Below are 20,062 nucleotides of genomic sequence, written 5' to 3' on the forward strand. Positions count from 1 at the left end.
TGCACCCCGCCGGGCCGCCTCGTCGCGTGGCCCGGTCATCGCGTCCCGCAGCGATTCGGGTCGCGTGTCGGTCCACGCCTCGTCCGGCTCAGCCGGCCATCGCGTCCCGCAGGGACTTGGGCCGCATGTCGGTCCACACCTCGTCGACGTGCGCGGAGCACTCCTCCAGGGTGCCGGTCTTGCCGTCCGGGACCCAGCCGGCGGGCGCGGGCTGGTGCGCGGGCCACAGCGAGAACTGGCCCTCGTCGTTGACCAGCACCTGGTACGCGATGTCAGACCTCATCCGAAACAACACCTTCCCGTTCAGCGGATTCCGAGTAGCGCCGCAACGTCGGGCTGACCGTCACGAACGCGGTGACCAACGCGATCCCGACCGCGCAGACCAGGACGGCCCGGTCCGCGGCCAGGAACTCCGTGAGCAACCCGCCCAGGGCGGGTCCCAGCGCGCCCGCCGCGCCCACCACGACCGACAGCACACCGCTCAACCGACCCCGCAGGGAATCCGGCGTCAACAGCAGTTGGTGCGTCGAGATCGTGGTGTTCGCGGTCGGCGCCAAAAACGTCATCAGTGCGAACAACCCACCCATCACGTAGCCGTCCGAGACGAAGTACGCGACCGGGGTGAGGGCGGTCAGCACCCAGAAGACGGACGCGATCGACAGGTAGGACCCCAGCGCGCGGTGCAGCCGGGGCGCGACGAGCGCGCCCAGCACACCGCCGACACCCAGCATCGCGGCCATCACGCCGATCGCGCCGGAGGACACCCCGCGTGCCTCCGCCAGCACGATGACCACCAGGTAGAACGCGGTGAAGAACAGGTTGAGCACCACCGCGCAGAACGCCGTCACCCGGATTTCCCGCCGTTGCCACACCCACCTCAACCCGTCGCCCATCTCGCGGACGAAGTGCCGCCGCTGCGTCACGGGTTCCCGCGGCGGCACGCGGAGGAACACCAACGCCACGAACGCGAGGCAATGGGTGATCAGGTCGAGCAGGAACGGCAGGAAGCGGGCCACCGCGAACAGGGCGCCGCCGAGCGCGGTGCCCGCCATCTGGCCCAGCGACGACCGGGCGGCGTTCATCGCGACCGCCGTCGCGAGCTGGTCGTCCGGCACGAGCCGGGGCAGGCACGCGTCCTCGGCCGGTTCGAACAACGCCCGGCACACGCCGAGCACCGCCGCCACCAGCACCATGTGCCACACCGCCGCCACGCCCCCGAGCAGCGCCACGACCAGCGACGCCAACGCGACCGCCTGCGCGGCCTCGCACGCCAGCATGATCCGCCGCCGGTCCAGGCGGTCGACCAGCGCGCCGGCGGGCACACCGGCCACCAGCTGCGCCGTCGCGTCGACCGCGAGCACCAGACCGGACGCCGCGGGCGAGCCGGTGATCGCCAGCACCAGCAGCGGGAACGCGATGAGCGTCGCCGAGAAGCCGACCTCGGCGAGCGCCTGCCCGCCCCACAGCAGCGTGTAGTTCCGGTTGCGCGCCAACGAGGTGGTCACACCGCACCCCGGCAGTCCTCGGCGATCGCGCGCAGCGCGGACGCGAAGTCGGCGACGACCCGGCGCACCTCGTCCGGCGAGTGCACGTCCGGGTGGTAGTACCAGGAGAAGCCGAGTCGCCCGCCACCCGCCTCGCCGACCACGTCCACCAGGTGGTCGCCCTGGTCGGCGGGGTCGTGCTCGCGCCCGACGGACGGCAGCACCGCCCGGTACAGGCCCTCCTCGGCCGATCCGGTGTCGAACTGGCCCAGGTAGTTGAACGCCACCGCGGGCACGCCGCCGGCACGCAACCGGCCGTGCTGCCGCAGCGCGCCGTAGCCGATCCCGTTGCCGGGCACCGACCGGAGCTGCCTGCGCACCGCCTTCACCCGCGACCGCCAGTCGCCGTCCGGCACGGTCAGCTCCACCGGGAACACCGTGGTGAACCAGCCGACCGTGCGGGACAGGTCCACGCCGTCGAACAGGTCCTCGCGGCCGTGGCCCTCCAGGTCCACCGACACGGTGGGCGAGCCCGTCCACCGCGCCAGCGCCCACGCCAGCGCCGCCAGCAACACGTCGTTGACGCGCGTCCGGTAGGCGGCGGGCGCGCCGCGCAGCAACGCCTCGGTGTCGGCCTCGGACAGCTCGACGGTCTCCACCTCGCCGGGCGCGGACGCCCGGGGACCCGGTGGCACCGGCTTGTCCCAGTACGCCACCTCCCCGTCGAACCCGCCGTCCGCCGCGTGGTCGGCCAGTCGCCGCGCCCACTCCTGGAACGACGTGGTCTTGGCGCCGAGGTCACCGCCGCCGTAGGCGGTTTCCAGGTCGTCCAGCAGGATGCGCCACGACACGCCGTCCACCACCAGGTGGTGCGCCACCAGGAGCAGCAGCGGCTGCTCGCCCTGGAAGAGCACGGCCCGCAGCAGCGGTCCGGTGGTCAGGTCGAACCCGGCGTGCACCCGGTCCGCCACCGCCTCCACGTCGTCCACTTCGGACAGCACGGTGAGCACGTCGACGTCGGCGACGTCCGCGTTCTCCTGCCGCCACTCGCCGTCGACCTCGGTGAACCGCATCCGCAGCGCGTCGTGCTGCACGAGCAGCGCGCTGAGCGCATTGCGCAACCTGGCGACGTCCACGGCCGGATCGAGCGCCACGAAGTGCGACTGGTTGAAGTGGTGCGGGTTGCGCCGCCCGGAGTGCAGGAACCAGTGCTGGATCGGGGTGAGCGGCACGTCGCCGGTCACCGCCGACCGGTTCCCGGTGTCGTGCTCGACCCGCACCGCCGTCGCGAGCCGCGCGACGGTCTGGTGCAGGAACAGGTCCTTGGTGGTGAACCGCAACCCGGCCTGCCGCGCCCGCGACACGACCTGCATGGAGAGGATGGAATCCCCGCCCAGGCCGAAGAAGTTGTCCGTCGCGCCGACCAGCGGCACGCCGAGGACGTCCGCCCAGACGGCGGCGAGCGCTTCCTCCACCGGCCCGGACGGCGGCACGTGCTCGCCCGGCGCCAGGGACGTGAAGTCGGGCTCGGGCAGCTTCGCCCGGTCCACCTTGCCGTTCGGGCTCATGGGCAGCGCGTCCACCGGCACGAACAACGACGGCACCAGGTAGTCCGGCAACGACTCGCCGAGGAAGTCCCGCAGCTCCGCGGTCCCGCCCACGACGTACGCGACGAGCCGCTTGTGCCCGGCCGCGTCGGCACGCGCCACCACGACGGCCTCCCGCACCTCCGGGTGCCGCAGCAGGGCGGTCTCCACCTCGCCCAGCTCGATCCGGAAACCGCGGATCTTCACCTGCTCGTCGGCACGACCGATGAACTCCAGCTCGCCCGAGCGGTTCCAGCGCACCACGTCGCCGGTCCGGTACATCCGGCCGCCGCCGAACGGGTCGGCGAGGAACCGCGACGCGGTCAGGCCGGGGCGGTCGAGGTAGCCGCGTGCGAGGCCGACACCGGACACGTACAGCTCGCCCGGCACGCCGATCGGCGTCGGTCGCAGCTCGGCGTCCAGCACGTGCGCGCGGGTGCCGGGGATCGGGCGGCCGATCGGCGGCGTGCCGCCGGGGCTCAGCGGCCCGCTCCAGCTCGTCACCACGGTGGATTCCGTGGGTCCGTAGGCGTTGACCATCCGCCTGCCCGGCGCCCACCGCGCCACCAGGTCCGCCGGGCACGCGTCGCCACCCACCACCAGGGTCCGGAACTCCGGCAGCGCCACGTCCGGCAGGGTGGCCAGCGCGACCGGCGGGATCAGGGCGTGCGTCACGCGGTGGCGGGCCAGCACGTCGGCGAGCTGGTCGCCGAGCAGCGGTCCCGGTGGCGGCACGACGAGCGCCGCGCCCGCCGGCAACGCCATGCACAGCTCCAGCACGGAGGCGTCGAAGCTGGGCGACGAGAACTCCAGGACCCGGTCGCCCGGCCGCACGTCGAGGTGCGTGATCTCCGCCGCCGAGAACGTCGCGATGCCCCGGTGGGTCACCACGACACCCTTGGGCCGCCCGGTGGAACCGGACGTGTAGATGACGTAGGCGGGCGAGTCCGGGTGCACGGGCACGCGCGGGTCGGTGTCCGGTTGGCCGGCGGTGTCCACCGGCCCGTCCAGCACCACCAGCGGGTCGGCGTCGTCGAGCATGAACGCGATCCGCTCCGCCGGGTACGCCGGGTCGACCGGCAGGAACGCCGCGCCCGCCTTGAGCACCGCGATCTCGGCGATCACCAGGTCGGCCGACCGCGGCAGCCGCACCGCCACCACCCGCTCCGGTCCCGCGCCGAGCGCGATCAGGTGGTGCGCCAGGCGGTTGGCCGCCGCGTTGAGCCCCGCGTAGGTCAGCTCCGCCTCGCCGGTCAGCGCGGGCGCGTCCGGCGTGCGGGCGGCCTGCGCCTCGAACAGCTCGGCGAACGTGGCGAACGGCGCGGGCGCGCCGCCGTCGCCGAACCGCGCCAGCTCGGCGTGCTCCTCCGCCGGCAGCACCGGCAGGCTCCACAGCGGGCGGTCGTGGTCCGCCGCGATGCCGTCCAGCAGGGTGGTGAGGTGCGTGGCGAGCCGACGCGCGGTCTCCACGTCGAACAGGTCGGTGTTGTACTCCACGGAACCCGCGAGACCGCCGTCCGGCAGCTCGGTGAACTCCACCGTGACGTCGAATCCGGTGGACACCACCGGCTGGTCGACGTCCGTCGCCGCGAGGTCGGCGAAACCGGGTGCCCGCGGTGCGTTCTGCAACGCCACCACCGCCTGGAACAGCGGGGTCCGGCTGGTGTCGCGATCCGGCTGCACGGCGTCGACCACGCGCTCGAACGGCACGTCCTGGTGCGCGAAGGCGTCGAGCACGGTGGACCGGACCCGGCCCAGCAGCTCGCCGAAGGTGGCACCCGGGTCGACGCGGGCACGCAGCGCCAGGGTGTTGACGAACAAGCCGACGACCCGCTCCAGCTCCGGCCGCTCGCGGCCGGCCGCCACCGTGCCCACGGCGAAGTCGTCCTGCCCCGACCAGCGGTGGAACAACACCTGGCACGCCGCGACCAACGCCATGAACAACGTGCTGTCCGAACCGCGGGCGATGGCCCGCAACGCCTCCGCGACGTGCGGCGGCACCGCGAACTCCAGTTGCGCGCCCGCGTTGGTGTGCACGGGCGGTCGCGGCCGGTCGGTGGGCAGCTCCAGCGCGGGCACACCCGCGAGCTGGTCGCGCCAGTAGTCGAGCTGCGCGTCCAACGGCCGGGTCCGCTGCCACGCGGCGAAGTCCGCGTACCGCACCGGCGGGTCCGGCAGGTCGCGACCCGCGTACAGCTCCGCCAGGTCGCCCAGCAGGACGCCGCCGGACCAGCCGTCGGTGACGATGTGGTGCATGGTCAGCGCCAACACGTGCTCGTCCGGTCCGGTGCGCACCAGCGCGGGCCGGAACAGCGGCCCCGCGCCGAGGTCGAACGGCTCGATCGGGGGCAGCTCGTCCAGCACCGGCAGGCGCACCGGGTGCGGCGGGTGCACCACCGCCACCGGCAGGCCGTCCGCGGCCGGGAACGTGGTGCGCAACGACTCGTGCCGGGCCACCAGCGCGGTCAACGCCCCTTCCAGCCGCGGCACGTCCAACCCGCCGCGCAACCGCACCGCGAACGGCGTCACGTACTCCGTGCCACCGGGGGAGAACTGGTCGAGGAACCACAGCCGCTGCTGCGCGAACGACAGCTCCGGTTCGCCGGTCGCGCGGGGGATCGGGTCGAGCGCCCCGCCCGTCAGCGCCGCCGCCAGCCGCTCGACCGTGGGGTGGTCGAACAAGGCGCGCGGCGAGACGTCGAACGCCTCCCGCAGCCGGGACGCCACCCGGACGCTGAGGATGGAATCACCGCCCAGCGCGAAGAAGTTGTCCTCCGCGCCGACCCGCGCCAGGCCCAGCACGTCCGCCCAGACGCCCGCGACCAGCCGTTCGGCCTCGGTGCGCGGCGCGACGTAACCCGCGCCGACCGACGCGTCCCGCTCGGGCGCGGGCAGCGCGGCGCGGTCCAGCTTGCCGTTGGCGTTGAGCGGCAACCGATCCAGCACGACGTAGGCGGTGGGCACCATGTGGTCGGGCAACGACCGCGTGGCGTGGTCACGCAGCTCGGCCACCGGCACGGGCTCCGCCGCCACCACGTAGGCCACCAGCCGGTCCTCCCGCACCACCGCGACCGCCTGCCGCACGGCGGGCACGGCGGCGAGCACCGCCTCGATCTCGCCGAGTTCGACGCGGAACCCGCGGATCTTCACCTGCTGGTCGGCCCGGCCGAGGTAGTGCAGGGCGCCGTCCGACCACCGCGCCAGGTCGCCGGTCCGGTACAGCCGGGAACCGGGTTCGCCGAAGGGGTTCGCGATGAACCGGGATGCGGTGAGGCCGGGTCGGTCGAGGTAGCCGCGGGCGAGGCCGGGTCCGGCGACGTACATCTCGCCGGTAATGCCGGGTGGGACGGGTTGGAGGTCGTCGTCCAGCACGTAGACGCGGAGGTCGGGGATGGGTTGGCCGATGGTGCCGTCGGCGGTGGTGTGGGTGACGTGGACGGTGGTCTCGGTGATGCCGTACATGTTGATCAGCGCGGCGTTGCCCCGGTAGTCCGCGATCTTGTCCAGGTCGAGGGCTTCGCCACCGAAGACGACGTGGCGCGCGTCGGGCTGTTCGGGGATGAGCTGGTAGAACGCCGAGGGCGTCTGGCTGAGGACGGTGACGCCTTCCTCGCGCACCAGCCGGGCGAACTCGTGCGGTGACCGGGACACGTCGAACGGGACGACGACGAGTCGGCCGCCGTGCAGGAGTGGTCCCCAGAGTTCCCAGACGGAGAAGTCGAAGGCGTAGCTGTGGAACAGCGTCCACACGTCGTCGGGGGAGAACCGGAACCAGTGCTCCGTCGAGGTGAACAGCCGGATCACGTTGGCGTGCGGGACGACGACGCCCTTGGGCTTGCCGGTGGAGCCGGACGTGTAGATCACGTACGCCGGGTTCTCCGGCAGCAGCGTGGTTTCCGGCGTGGTGGCGGGCAGCCCGGCCAGGTCGGGCAGCGCGTCCAGGACCAGCACCGGCCGTGCGTCGTCCACCATGCCGCGAACGCGGTCGGCCGGGTACGCCGGGTCGATCGGCAGGTAGGCCGCGCCGGACTTGAGCACGCCCAGCACCGCGACGACCATGTCCAGCGACCGGGGGAACCGCAGCGCCACCAGGCGTTCGGGTTCCGCGCCTGCCGCGATCAGGTGGTGTGCCAACCGGTTCGCCCGCTCGTCCAGCTCCCGGTAGGTCAGCGCGGTGCCCTCGAAGGTGACGGCCACGGCGTCGGGGGTGCGGGCGGCCTGTTCCGCGAAGCGCCGCGGGATGGTGGTGTCCGGATCGCTGGTGCCCTTGCCGTTCCAGTCCACCAGCACCTGCCGGCGTTCCTGCTCCGAGAGCCACGGCAGTTCACCCACCGTGCGCTGCGGGTCGTCGCCCAACGCGGCGAGCAGGCGGCTCAACCAGTCGCCCAGGCGCTCGATCGTGCCGCGGTCGAACAGCCTCGGGTCGTAGGTGAGTTCGACGTGCAGCGCGTCGTCCGCGTGCGCCCGGATGGTGAGCGGGAACGTGGTGGTGTCCAACCCGTCCACCTCGCCGACCCGCGGCGCGCCGTCGGCGGTCGCCTCCACCGGGTAGTTCTCGAACGCCAGGAGACTGTCGAACAACCGGCCACCGGCCCAGGACTGGATGTCCGCCAGCGACACGAAGTCGAACCGGCGGGACTCGGTCTGCGCCTCCTGCAACCGCCGCAGCCACGGCAGGACCTCGTCCCGCGCGTCCACCGCGACCCTGGTCGGCACGGTGTTGATGAACATGCCAACCATGTCCTCGACGCCGGGCAGTTCGGCGGGTCGGCCGGAGACGGTGGTGCCGAAGACGACGTCGCGATCACCGGAGACGCGGGACAGCAGCAGTGCCCACGCGCCCTGCACCAGCGTGTTCACCGTCAAGCCGTGTGCCCGCGCGACCTCCGCCAACGGCGGTGCCGGCAGGTCGAACGCGAGTTGGGCCGACGACTCGGCGCGGTGCGCGTCGGTGGGCGGCCGGTCGTAGGGCAGGGCGGTGGGCGTGTCGAACCCGCGCAGCACGCCACGCCAGTGCTCCTCGGCGGCGGCCGGGTCCTGACCCGCCAGCCACTCCAGGTAGTCGCGGAACGGCCGCCGGACCACCGGCGCGGCACCGGCGTACTCCGCCAGCACCTCGCCGAACACCTGCGCCGTGCTCCAACCGTCCAGCAGCAGGTGGTGCGAGGTCCACAGCAGGTCGACCTCGTGCTCCGACACCCGTCCGACGACCAGGCGCATCAGCGGCGCGCGGGTGAGGTCCAGGCCCGCGTGCGCGTCGCGTGCCACCAGCTCGTCGGTGACGGGCGCGAACTCCACCGGCACCACGACGTGGCGGTGCACGACCTGCAACGGCTCGTCCACGCCTTCCCAGACGACGGCGGAGCGCAGGACCGGCGTGCGGTCCACGACCCGCTGCCACGCCTCCGCCAACCGCTCCGGCGAGTCCACATCGGACAGGCGGACGCGGAGTTGGTTGAAGTACGCCGTGCTGTCGTCCACGAGGCTGTGGAACACCATGCCCGCCTGCAACGGCGTCAACGGGTGGATGTCCTCGACGTCGGGCCCGGCGATCCGGTCGACCTGCTCCTGGGTGAGTCGGGCCAGCGGGAAGTCCGACGGCGTGCGCCCCCACGCGTCGGGCGACGCGCAGTGCGCCACGATCTCCCGCAGCGCGTCCAGCATCCGGTCGGCGAGCGCGCGCACGGCGTCCTCGTCGTGGGCCTGCGTCGAGAACTCCCAGTCCAGGGTCAGCTCGCCGCCCGCCACCGCGGCCGTGATGTCCAGCAGGTGCGGCCGGTTCAGGTCGTCGGGCACCTCCCGGCCGTGCTCGCCGTCCGCGAACGACCCGTCGAACCGGCCCAGGTAGTTGAAGCACACGCGGGGCAGCCGCCCGTCCAGACCACGCCCGGAGTACCGCAGGGCCTCGTAGCCGAGCCCCCGGTCCGGCACCGCGCGCAGCCGCTCCTTGACCGCCTTGAGCGCCGCACCCCAGTCACCGGCCGGTATCTCCAGCTCCACCGGGAACTGGGCGGTGAACCAGCCGACCGTGCGGGACAGGTCGACGTCGAACAGCTCCTCCCGCCCGTGGCCCTCGAGCGTGATCAGCGCCCGTCCGGCGAACGCCGCCGTCAACGCGGTCAGCAGCACGTCGTTGATCCGCGTCCGGTAGGCGTCGGGCACCCGGTGCAGCAACGCGTCCGTCTCGTCCCGCCCGAGCCGGACGGTGACGCTGCGCGCGCTGCCCGCCGTGGTGGGCACGGGTTCGTCGGTGGGGATCGCCGCCCAGTGCGGCAGCGACGCGTCGAACGCCCCGGCACGCACGTGGGCGTCCAAGCGGTGCGCCCACTCGGTGAACGCCGTCGTCCTGGGCGCGAGGTCGCCGCCCCGGTACGCGGTGTGCAGGTCCTCCAGGACGATCCGCCACGACACCGCGTCCACCACGAGGTGGTGCGCGGTCAGGAACAGCTTGCCGTCCGGGAACAACACGGCCCGGAACAACGGGCCGTGCCGCAGGTCCAGCGCGGCCCGTGCCCGGTCGGCCTCGGCCGCGTGGTCCGTCGTGGCCGCGAGGTGCAGCACGTCGTCGACGGTCTCGGCCACCTCCTGCCGCCACTGGCCGTCGACCTCCGTGAAGCGGCTCCGCAGCGCGTCGTGGTGCGCGACGACGCGGTGCAGCGCCGCGCGCAGCCGCGGCACGTCCACCGGGTCCAGGTCGGTGAACACCGACATGGTGAAGTGCGCCAGCGGCCCGTGCTCGGCGAAGAACCAGCGCTGGACCGGGGTCAGCGGTGCCGGTCCGGTGAACGACTCGCGTGCGGAGCCGGTCTCCTCGGTCACGGCCAACGCCAGCTCGCCCACGGTCGGGCGGAGGAAGACGTCCTTGGAGGTCAACCGGAGACCCGCCTGCCGGGCCCGCGACACGACCTGCATGGAGAGGATGGAATCGCCGCCGAGCGCGAAGAAGTCGTCCCGCGCGCCGACCCGCGGCACGCCCAGCACGTCGGCCCAGATCGCCGCCAGCTCGGTGGCCGCGCCGGGCGCGGGCGGCACGTAGCCCGCGTCGGTGAACACCGGCTCCGGCAGCGCCCGCCGGTCCACCTTGCCGCTCGGCGTCATGGGGACGGCGTCGAGCGCCACGAAGGCGGAGGGCACCAGGTACTCGGGCAGCCGCTGCTTGAGCCACGCGCCGAGGTCCGTCGCGCCACCCGCGGTGTAGGCCACCAGCCGCTGGTGGCCGCGGTGCTCCCGCGCCACGACCACGGCCTGCGCGACGTCGGGGTGCCGCAGCAACGCGGCCTCCACCTCGCCCGGCTCGACCCGGAACCCGCGGACCTTGACCTGGTCGTCGTCCCGACCGAGGTAGTCGAGCTGGTCGCCGACCCAGCGGACGCGGTCGCCGGTGCGGTACATGCGGCTGCCGGGCGGGCCGAAGGGGTCGGGCAGGAACCGCTGCGCGGTGAGCCCGGGACGCCCGAGGTAGCCGCGCGCCACCTGCGGCCCGGCGATGAACAGCCCGCCGGGCGCGCCGTTCGGCACGGGCTGGAGGTTGTCGTCCAGCACGTGGGCCACGAGGTTGCCCAGCGGTCGCCCGATGACCGGCCGCTCACCGGTCACCGGCGTGGACACGGCGTCCACCGTGGTCTCGGTCGGGCCGTAGAAGTTGTAAGCCCGCGTGCGGGACCCGGCGAGCCGCCGCCACAGCTCGCCGGGCAGCGCTTCGCCGCCCAGCATCAGGACGCGTGGCACGTGCTCGCCGTCGAGCAGCCCGGCGGGCAGGAGCTGCGCGACGTAGGACGGGGTCAGGTCGAGGAAGTCGATCCGGTGCTCCCGCACGTACGCCACCAGCGCGGCCGGCTCCAGCCGAACGTCGTCCGGCAGGACGTGCAACTCGTGCCCGTCCGCCATGAGCAGCGGCCCCTCCCACGACGTGTCGAAGGAGAACACGGCCGACAGCGCCACCTTCAGCGGTGTGGTCGCGAAGTCGGCGCGGTGGCTGTGCAGCAGGTTGACCAGCTGCCGGTGCTCGACCACGACGCCCTTCGGCGTGCCGGTCGAACCCGAGGTGTGGATGACGTAGGCGGCGTGGTCCGGCCGCACCACCACGTCAGGCCGCGTGTCCGGGTAACCACGCAGGTCCGGCCACTCGTCCAGCACCACCTCGGGTCGCGCGTCCCGCAGCAGGAACTCCACGCGCTCGGCGGGCAGGTCCCGGTCGATCGGCAGGTAGGTGCCGCCCGCCTTGTGCACGGCCAGGATCGCCACCACCACGTCCGCGGAGCGGAGCAGCCGCACCGCGACGACCCGCTCCGGCGCCGCCCCGCGCGCGACCAGGTGGTGCGCCAGCCGGTTCGCGCGTGCGTCGACCTCCGCGTACGTCAGCCGGACGTCGCCGTGGACGAGCGCGGTCGCGTCGGGCGTCCGCGCCGCCCGCGCCTCGAACAACGCGGGGAACGTCGTGGCCGGCACGTCGAGCCGCCGCCCGCGCGGGTCGGGTTCGTCGCCCAGCGCCAGCGGTATCTCCGCCATCGGCCGGTCGGGGTCGGCGGCGACGCCCGCCAGCAACGCCACCAGGTGCCGCGCCACGCGGTCCACCGTCGCGGCGTCGAACAGGTCGGTGCTGTACTCGATCGCGCCGAGCAGCGCGCCGTCGGCCTCCCCGAACTCGAACGTCAGGTCGCAGGTCGCCGTGGACAGCGGCAGTGACAGCTCCTCGACCCGCAGGCCGGACAGCTCCGGCAGCGCGGTGCCCGCGTTCTGCACCAGCACCATCACGTCGAACAACGCGTTGCGGCTGGGGTCGCGCTCGGGCCGCACCGCCTCCACGACGCGCTCGAACGGCACGTCCTGGTGGGCGAACCCGTCCAGCACGGTGGTCCGGACGTCGCCCAGGAAGTCGCCGAACGGGCGCCTGGTGTCGACGCTCGACCGCAGCACGAGGGTGTTGACGAACAACCCGACCACGTCGTCCAGCTCCGCCCGGCCCCGCCCGGACACGGCGGTGCCCACGGCGATGTCGTCCTGCCCCGTGTAGCGGGCCAGCAACGCCTGGCAGGCCGCGACCAGCGTGGTGAACAGGGTGTCGCCCCGGCGCCGCGCGAGCCGCCGCACGGCCGCCGCCACGTCGTCCGGCACGCGGAACGGGTGCACCGCGCCCGCGCCGGTGCGCACGGCGGGCCGGGGCCGGTCGGTGGGCAGCTCCAGCGGCGGCGTGCCGGCCAGCCGCTCGGCCCAGTACGTCGCGGGCGGTTCGCCCTGCCACGCCGCGTGGTCGAGGTACTGCACGGCGAGCGGCGGCAGCTCCCGGCCCGCGTACAGCGCGCCGAGGTCACGCGCCAGCACACCGGCCGACCAGCCGTCCGTGATGATGTGGTGCAGCGTCAGGACGAACACGTGGTCGTCGTCGGCCAGGCGCACCAGCCGGGCACGCACCAGCGGCCCGCGCCGCAGGTCGAACGGCGTCCGCGCCTCCTCCCGCAGCACGTCCGCGACCTCGGCGACCTCCTCCACCGGCAGCGCGAGGGTGAACGGGTCGTGGACGACCTGCACGTCCTGGTCGAAGGTCGTGCGCAGCGACTCGTGGCGGGCGACGAGCCCGTTCACGGCGCGGCGCAGGGCGGCCACGTCCAGCGCGCCGCGCAGGCGCAGCGCGGTCGACGTCACGTAGTCGACGCCACCCGGCTCGAACTGGTCGAGGAACCACAGGCGGCGTTGCGCGGGTGACTGCGGGTGCGTGCTCCCGCGCGGCACGGTCGGGATGGTGTCGCTCGCCGACCCGGCGGCCAGCGCCGCGGCGAGCCCCGCCACCGTGGGGTTGCGGAAGACCTCGCGTGGCGAGAGCTGCACGCCGAACGCGGCACGCAGCCGGGACGTCACGCCGATGCTGAGGATGGAATCGCCGCCCAGGGCGAAGAAGTCGTCCTCCGCGCCGACGCGCTCGACACCCAGGACTTCGGCCCACACGGCGGCGACGGTCCGCTCCGCCGCCGTGCGCGGCTCGGTGAAGCCGCCCGTGAACTCCGGTTCCGGCAACGCCCGGCGGTCCACCTTGCCGCTCGGCGTCAGCGGTAACGCCGCCAGCTCCACCACGGCGGCGGGCACCAGGTAGTCGGGCAGCACGGCGGCGAGCGCGGTCCGCGCGTCCCGCTCGGGCGTGCCGGTCACGTACCCGACCAGCCGCCCGCGCCGCACCACGGCCACGGCGTCCCGCACACCCGGCACCGCGCGCAACGCCGCCGCCACCTCGCCCGGCTCGACCCGGAAACCCCGGAGCTTGACCTGGTCGTCGGCGCGGCCCAGGTAGTCCAGCCGGCCGTCCACCCAGCGGACGCGGTCGCCGGTGCGGTACATGCGGCTGCCGGGCACGCCGAAGGGGTTGGGCAGGAACCGCTGCGCGGTGAGCCCGGGACGCCCGAGGTAGCCGCGCGCGACCTGCGGCCCGGCGATGAACAACTCGCCCACCACACCCGGCGGCACCGGGCGCAGGTCGCGGTCGAGCACGTACGCCGCGACGTTGGGCAGCGGGCGGCCGATGAGCGGGCGGTCGCCGGTGATCCGCGTGGCCACCGCGTCGACGGTGGTCTCCGTGGGGCCGTAGAAGTTGAAACCGGTGACCGGCGAGGCCGCGATCCGCCGCCACAGCTCGGCGTCGACGGCCTCACCGCCCACGACCACCTGGCGCACACCGGATTCGAGCAGCCCCGCCTCGATCACCCGGTGGGCGAACGACGGCGTGAGGTCGACGGTCCCCACGGAGTGCTCGGTGGTGTAGCGGACGAGCCCGGTCGGGTCGAGGCGGAGTTCGTCGTCGATGACGTGCAACTCGTTGCCCGCGGCCAGGAACAGCAGCCCTTCCCAGGAGGTGTCGAACGAGAACGTCGCGGTGACCGCGAAGCTCGACGGCTCGCGCATCAGGTCGTGCCGGTTGGCGTGGAACAGGTGCGCGAGCTGCCGGTGCTCGACCACCACGCCCTTGGGCTGCCCGGTCGACCCGGACGTGTAGATCAGGTAGGCGGCCTGCTCGGGGCGCAACGCCACCGGGGGCGCGGTGTCCGGGAAGGCCGCCGTGTCCGGCACGGCGTCCAGGACCAGCGCGGGTGCGGCGTCGGCCAGCAGGAAGTCCACGCGCTCGGCGGGCAGCTCCGGGTCGACCGGCAGGTACGCGGCACCGGACTTGAGCGTCGCCAGCACGGCCACCACGGCGTCGACCGACCGCGGCAACCGCACCGCGACCACGCGCTCCGGTCCCGCGCCCCGCGCGCGGAGGTGGTGCGCGAGGCGGTTCGCCCGCGCGTCCAGCTCGCGGAACGTCAGGCGCTCGGCGCGGAACACCAGGGCGGGCGCGTCGGGCGTGCGGCGGACCTGCTCGGCGAAGACCTCGGGGTACGACGACGCCGGCACGTCCAGCGCGGTGTGGCTCCACTCGACCAGCACCCGGTGGGCCTCTTCGGGCGTGAGCCACGGCAGGTCGGTGACACGGGCGTCGCCGTCCCGCGTGATCGCGGTCACCAGGTCGCGCAGCCAACCGGCGAGCCGGTCGGCGGTGGCCCGGTCGAACAGGGCCGGGTCGTAGGCCAGCTCCAGGTGCAGGCGGTCGGTCGCGGACGCGGTCAGGGCGAGCGGCAGGGTCGTGTTGTCGACCGCGTCCACCTCCACCACGCGCGGACCCCCGCCCGCCTGGTCGAACGGGTAGTTCTCGAACACCACGACGCTGTCGAACAGCCGACCGCCCACCCAGGACTGGATGTCCGCCAGCGACGTGTGGTCGTGGCGGCGGGCTTCGCCCTGCGCCGCCTGGAGAGCACGCAGCCACTCGCCGACCCGTGCGGTCGGGTCGACGGAAACCCTGGTGGGCACGGTGTTGATGAGCATACCGACCATGTCCTCGACGCCGGGCAGTTCGGCGGGTCGGCCGGAGACGGTGGTGCCGAAGACGACGTCGTGGTCACCGGAGACGCGGGACAGCAGCAGTGCCCACGCGCCCTGCACCACCGTGTTCACCGTCAACCCCGCGCGGCGCGGCGCGTCGCCGAGGTCGACGCTCACCCGCACCGCCTCGGACGCCTCCGACCGGTGCGCCTCGGTGGGCGGCCGGTCGAACGGCAGCGGGGTCGGTCCGTCCACATCGGACAGCACGGACCGCCAGTGCGCCTCGCCGCTGTCCTGGTCCGCGAGCCAGCGCAGGTAGTCGCGGAACGGTCGGCGGGTGGGCACGTGTGCCGGTCGGCCGCCGGTGATGGCGCGGTAGTGCTCCAGGACCTCGGAGAACACCTGCCCGGTGCTCCAGCCGTCCAGGACCGCGTGGTGCGACGACCACACCAGCTCCACCCGGTCCGCGGTCAGCGGTGTGACCCGGACGCGGAGCAGCGGTGCGACGGCCAGGTCCAGCTCGCCGTCGGTGGGCAGCACGACGTCGCGGTGCACCACCTGCACCGGCTCCGCCACGCCGTCCCACACGATGCTGCTGCGCAGCACCGGCGTCCGGTCCACCACCCGCTGCCACGCCTCGAACAACGCGCCCGGGTCGGTGACGCCGTCCAGCACCAGCCGCATCCGGTCGACGTACGCGCCGGGCTCGACCAGGCTGTGGAAGACCATGCCCGCCTGCAACGGCGTGAGCCGGTAGACGTCCTCCACGTCCGGTCCGGCGATCCGGTCCACCTGCTCCTGGGTGAGCCGGGCCAGCGGGAAGTCCGACGGCGTCCAGCCACCCGCACCCGGTGCCGCGCAGTGCGCCACGACCTCGCGCAGCGCGGCGAGCATCCGCTCGGCGAGCCGCCGCACCGTCGCCTCGTCGTGCGCGTTGGCCGAGTAGCTCCAGCTCAGCTCCAACTCGCCGTGCTCGACCAGACCCGTGATGTCGAGCAGGTGGGTGCGGTTCCGGTCGGGCGCGACCTCCGCGCCGGCGGCCTCGTGGCGTGCCCGGTAGAAACCGCCGTCCGCGACCTCGAACCGGCCGTGGTAGTTGAAGGAGACCTCCGGCAGGGGCGTGCCCACGTCCAGCGCCTCGAAGCTCAGCCCCTTGTGCGGCAGGCCGCGCAGCGCTTCCTTGACGGTCTTGAGCGTGCGACCCCAGTCCGGCGAGGTCTCCAGCACGACGGGGAACTGCGTGGTGAACCAGCCGATCGTGCGGGACAGGTCGACGTCGAACAGCTCCTCGCGGCCGTGACCCTCCAGGGCGACCGACACGGTGTCGTGACCCGTCCACTCCGCCAGGACGCGGCCGAGCGCGCTCAGCAGCACGTCGTTGACCTGCGTCCGGTAGACCGGCGGGACCCGGTGCAGCAGGGCGTCGGTGGTTTCGCGGTCGAGCCGCACCGACACGACGCGTGCCGAGGACTCCGTGTTCGGCCCCCGGTGGTCGACCGGCAGCGCCGCGGGTTCGGGCAGCGAGCGCCAGTGGGGCAGCGCGTCGTCCAGCGCGCCGGACGCGACGTGCTCGGCCAACCGGTGCGCCCACTGCGTGAACGGCGTGCCGACCGGCTCCAGGGGCGTGCCGCGGTACGCCTTCTCGAGGTCCTCCAGCAGGATGCGCCACGACACGCCGTCCATCACCAGGTGGTGTGCCGTGAGCAGCAGCCGCCCGGGGAACAGCACCGCGCGCAGCACCGGTCCACCGGTGACGTCCAGGCTCTCCCGGGCCGCCCGGACGCGTGCCTCGACGTCCACTTCGGACTCGACGCCGGGCTCCACGCGGAACACGTCGTCGGCCGCCACGGGTTCCTGGACCCAGCGGTCGCCGTCCGGGCGGAACCTCATGCGCAGTGCCTCGTGGTGCCGGACCACGGTCCGCACGGCCGCCCCGAGGCGATCGGGGTCGACACCCGGCTCCAGCTCCACCAGCAACGTCATGGCGTAGTGCCCCAACGGGCCGTGCTCGGCGAAGAACCACCGCTGGATGGGCGTCAGCGGCGCGGGGCCGGTGATCGCGCGCGGTGCCTCGGCGACCGGCGCGGTGGCCGTGGCGGCGGCGGCGAGTTCGGCCACCGTCTGGTGCCGGAACACGTCCCGGGAGGTGAGCTGGAAACCCGCCCGCCGCGCGCGTGACACGAGCTGGATGGAGAGGATGGAATCGCCGCCCAGGGCGAAGAAGTTGTCGTGCACGCCCACCTCCTCGGCACCCAGCACGTCGGCCCAGATCCGGGCCAGCTCGGCTTCGGCCGCGGTGGTGGGCGCGGTGTGGTCGCCGCCGGCCGCGGCGGGCGTCGGCGCGGGCAGCGCGGCCCGGTCGAGCTTCCCGTTGGGCGTCAGCGGGATGCGGTCCAGCTCCACGAACGCCGCCGGGACCTGGTAGTCCGGCAGCAGCCGCTTGAGGTGCGCGCGCAGGTCGACCGGCGCGGTCACGACCACGTAGCCGACCAGTCTCCGGTGGTCGTGGTCGGTGCGCGCGACCACGGCGGCGGCACGCACGTCCGGGTGGGCGAGCAACGCGGCCTCGACCTCGCCGGGCTCGATCCGGAACCCGCGGATCTTGACCTGGTCGTCCGTGCGGCCCAGGTACTCCAACTGGTCGCCGACCCAGCGGACGCGGTCGCCGGTGCGGTACATGCGGCTGCCGGGCGGGCCGAACGGGTCGGGCAGGAAGCGCTGCGCGGTGAGGCCGGGCCGGTTCAGGTAACCGCGAGCCACCTGCGCGCCCGCGATGTGCAGCTCGCCGGGGACCCCCTCGGGTTGCGGCCGCAGGTTCTCGTCCAGCACGTGCAGCGCGAGGTTGGGCAGCGGGCGGCCGATGACCGGCCGGTCGCCGGTGATCCGCGTGGCGGACGCGTCGACCGCGGTCTCCGTGGGGCCGTAGAAGTTGTGCGCCTCGACCGGCGCGGCGGCGAGTTCCCGCCACAGCGCCGTGCCGACCGCTTCGCCGCCCAGCATCAGGAACTTCGGCCGGTGCTCGCCGTCGAGCAGCCCGGCGGGCAGGAGCTGCGCGACGTAGGACGGGGTGAGGTCGAGGAAGTCGATCCGGTGCTCCCGCACGTACCGGATGAGCGCGTCGGGCTCCAGCCGCACCTCGTCGGTCAGCACGTGCAGCTCGTGACCGAACGCGATGAGCCCCAAGCCCTCCCACGACGTGTCGAACGAGAACACCGCGGTCAGCGCGAGCCGCAACCGGCCCGCGGCGAACCCGGCGCGGTGGCTGTGCAGCAGGTTCGCGAGCTGCCGGTGCTCGACCAGCACGCCCTTGGGCTTGCCGGTCGAGCCGGACGTGTAGATGACGTACGCGGCGTGCTCCGGCCGCGGGCCGCCCTCCGGCGGCGCGTCGGACATGCCGGACACGTCCACCGGTCCGTCGATCACGCGAACAGCGCCGGAATCACCGATCAGGTGCGCCTTGCGCGCCTCCGGAAGGGAGGGGTCGACCGGCAGGTAGACGCCACCCGCCTTCAGCACGCCCAGCACCGCCACCACGGCGTCCACCCCGCGCGGCAGCGAGATCGCCACCACCTGCTCCGGTCCCACGCCGTCCGCGACCAGCCGGTGCGCCAGGCGGTTCGCCCGCGCCTCGACCTCCGCGAACGTCAGCCGCTCGCCGTCGCACACCACGGCCGTCGCGTCCGGGGTGCGTGCCGCCTGGGCCGAGAACAGGGCGGGGAACGTGGTGCCCGGCACGTCCAGGACCGGGCCGCGCGGGTCCGGTTCGTCGCCGAGCAGCAGCGGCACGTCGGCCACCGGGCGGCGTGGTTCGGCGACCATGCGGGCCAGCAGGATCAGCAGGTGCCTGCCGAACCGCGTGACGGTGCTCGCGTCGAACAGGTCGGTGCGGTACTCGACCAGGGTGTGGATGCCGTCGTCGGTCTCGGTGAAGTCTACGCTCAGGTCGAAGTTGGCGCGCCGCCGCGTGAGCGGCTGCTCGGCCACCGCCAGGCCGGGCAGGTCGGGCAGGCCGCGGCCGACGTTCTGCATCGCCACCATCACGTCGAACAACGGCGACCGGCTCGGGTCGCGGTGCGCCGCGACGGCCTCCACGACCCGGTCGAACGGCACGTCGTCGTGCGCGAACGCGTCCAGGGCGTCCGCCTTGGTCGACGCCAGCAGCTCCTCGAACGACCGCGACGTGTCCACATCGGACCGGATGACCACGGTGCCGACGAAGAAGCCCACCAGCCGCTGCAACTCCGGCCGCCCGCGACCCGTGGTCACCGTGCCCAGCGCGATGTCGTGCTGGCCGGTGTACCGGGCGAGCAGCACCTGGCACGCCGCGAGCAGCGCCGTGAACAGGGTGGTCTCGTTGGCGCGCGCCAGTTCCGCCAGCCGGGAGGCGAGCGCCGCGGGCACGGCGAACTCGTGCGTCGCGCCCGCGGTGGTCCGCTCGGCGGGCCGCGGCCGGTCGGTGGGCAGCTCCAGCGGCACCACGCCGGCCAACCGCTCGCGCCAGTAGTCCAGCCGGACCGGCCGGTCGCGTTGCCAGACGGCGTAGTCCGCGTACTGGAGCGCGGGCGGTGGCAGCTCCTCGCCCCGGTAGAGCGCGGCCAACTCGTCCACCAGCACGCCCAGCGACCAGCCGTCGACAACGATGTGGTGCGAGGTCAGCAGCAGCACGTGGTCGTCCGCGGCGACCCGCAGCACGGTCGCGCGGAACAGCGGTCCCCGCTCCAGGTCGAACGGCCGCTCCACCTCGGCACGCAGCACGGGGGCCGGGTCGTCGACGTCGGTCACCGGGACGGCCAGGTCCACGTCCTCGCGCACCACCTGCTCCGGGTGCCCGTCGACCTCGCGGAACACCGTCCGCAGCGACTCGTGCCGCACCACCAGCTCCCGCAGCGCGGCGGTCAGCCGGTCCAGGTCCGGTGCGCCCCGCAGCCGCAACGCGAGCGCGCTGTTGTACTCGGTGTCGCCGGGCTGGAACTGGTGCAGGAACCACAACCGCCGCTGGCCCGCGGACAGCGGCAGCGGTCCGGTGCGCGGCGCGGGCGGGATGGTGTCGGCGGGCGCGGACCGGCCCGCCAGCCGGGACCGCAGGCGCTCACGCAGGTGGGCGGGCAGGGCGGAGGCGCGGCTTTCCTTGGAGGTGGTCATGGC

3 protein-coding genes are annotated in these 20,062 nt (G+C 73.8%); all 3 read right to left on the minus strand.

The window, feature by feature from the left end:
* Nucleotides 1-88: 88 nt before the first annotated feature.
* Genes KZQ38_RS11110 through KZQ38_RS11120 form a run of 3 tightly spaced genes read right to left on the minus strand, consistent with a single transcriptional unit; the run spans nt 89 to nt 20,059 of the window.
* Entirely contained in the window at nt 89-283 is a 195-nt protein-coding gene (locus KZQ38_RS11110) for an MbtH family protein (protein WP_219440881.1), read from the minus strand.
* Nucleotides 273-1,505, minus strand: coding sequence for an MFS transporter (locus KZQ38_RS11115; protein WP_219440884.1), 1,233 nt, complete (start codon nt 1,503-1,505; stop codon nt 273-275). Before KZQ38_RS11115 ends, KZQ38_RS11110 begins: the two co-directional genes overlap by 11 nt.
* A complete protein-coding gene (locus KZQ38_RS11120; RefSeq protein WP_219440886.1) occupies nt 1,502-20,059 on the minus strand; it encodes a non-ribosomal peptide synthase/polyketide synthase in 18,558 nt (6,185 codons plus the stop codon). Before KZQ38_RS11120 ends, KZQ38_RS11115 begins: the two co-directional genes overlap by 4 nt.
* Between the last annotated feature and the right edge of the window lie 3 nt (nt 20,060-20,062).

The organism is Saccharothrix obliqua (genome assembly GCF_019375475.1).
Taxonomy (GTDB): domain Bacteria; phylum Actinomycetota; class Actinomycetes; order Mycobacteriales; family Pseudonocardiaceae; genus Actinosynnema; species Actinosynnema obliqua.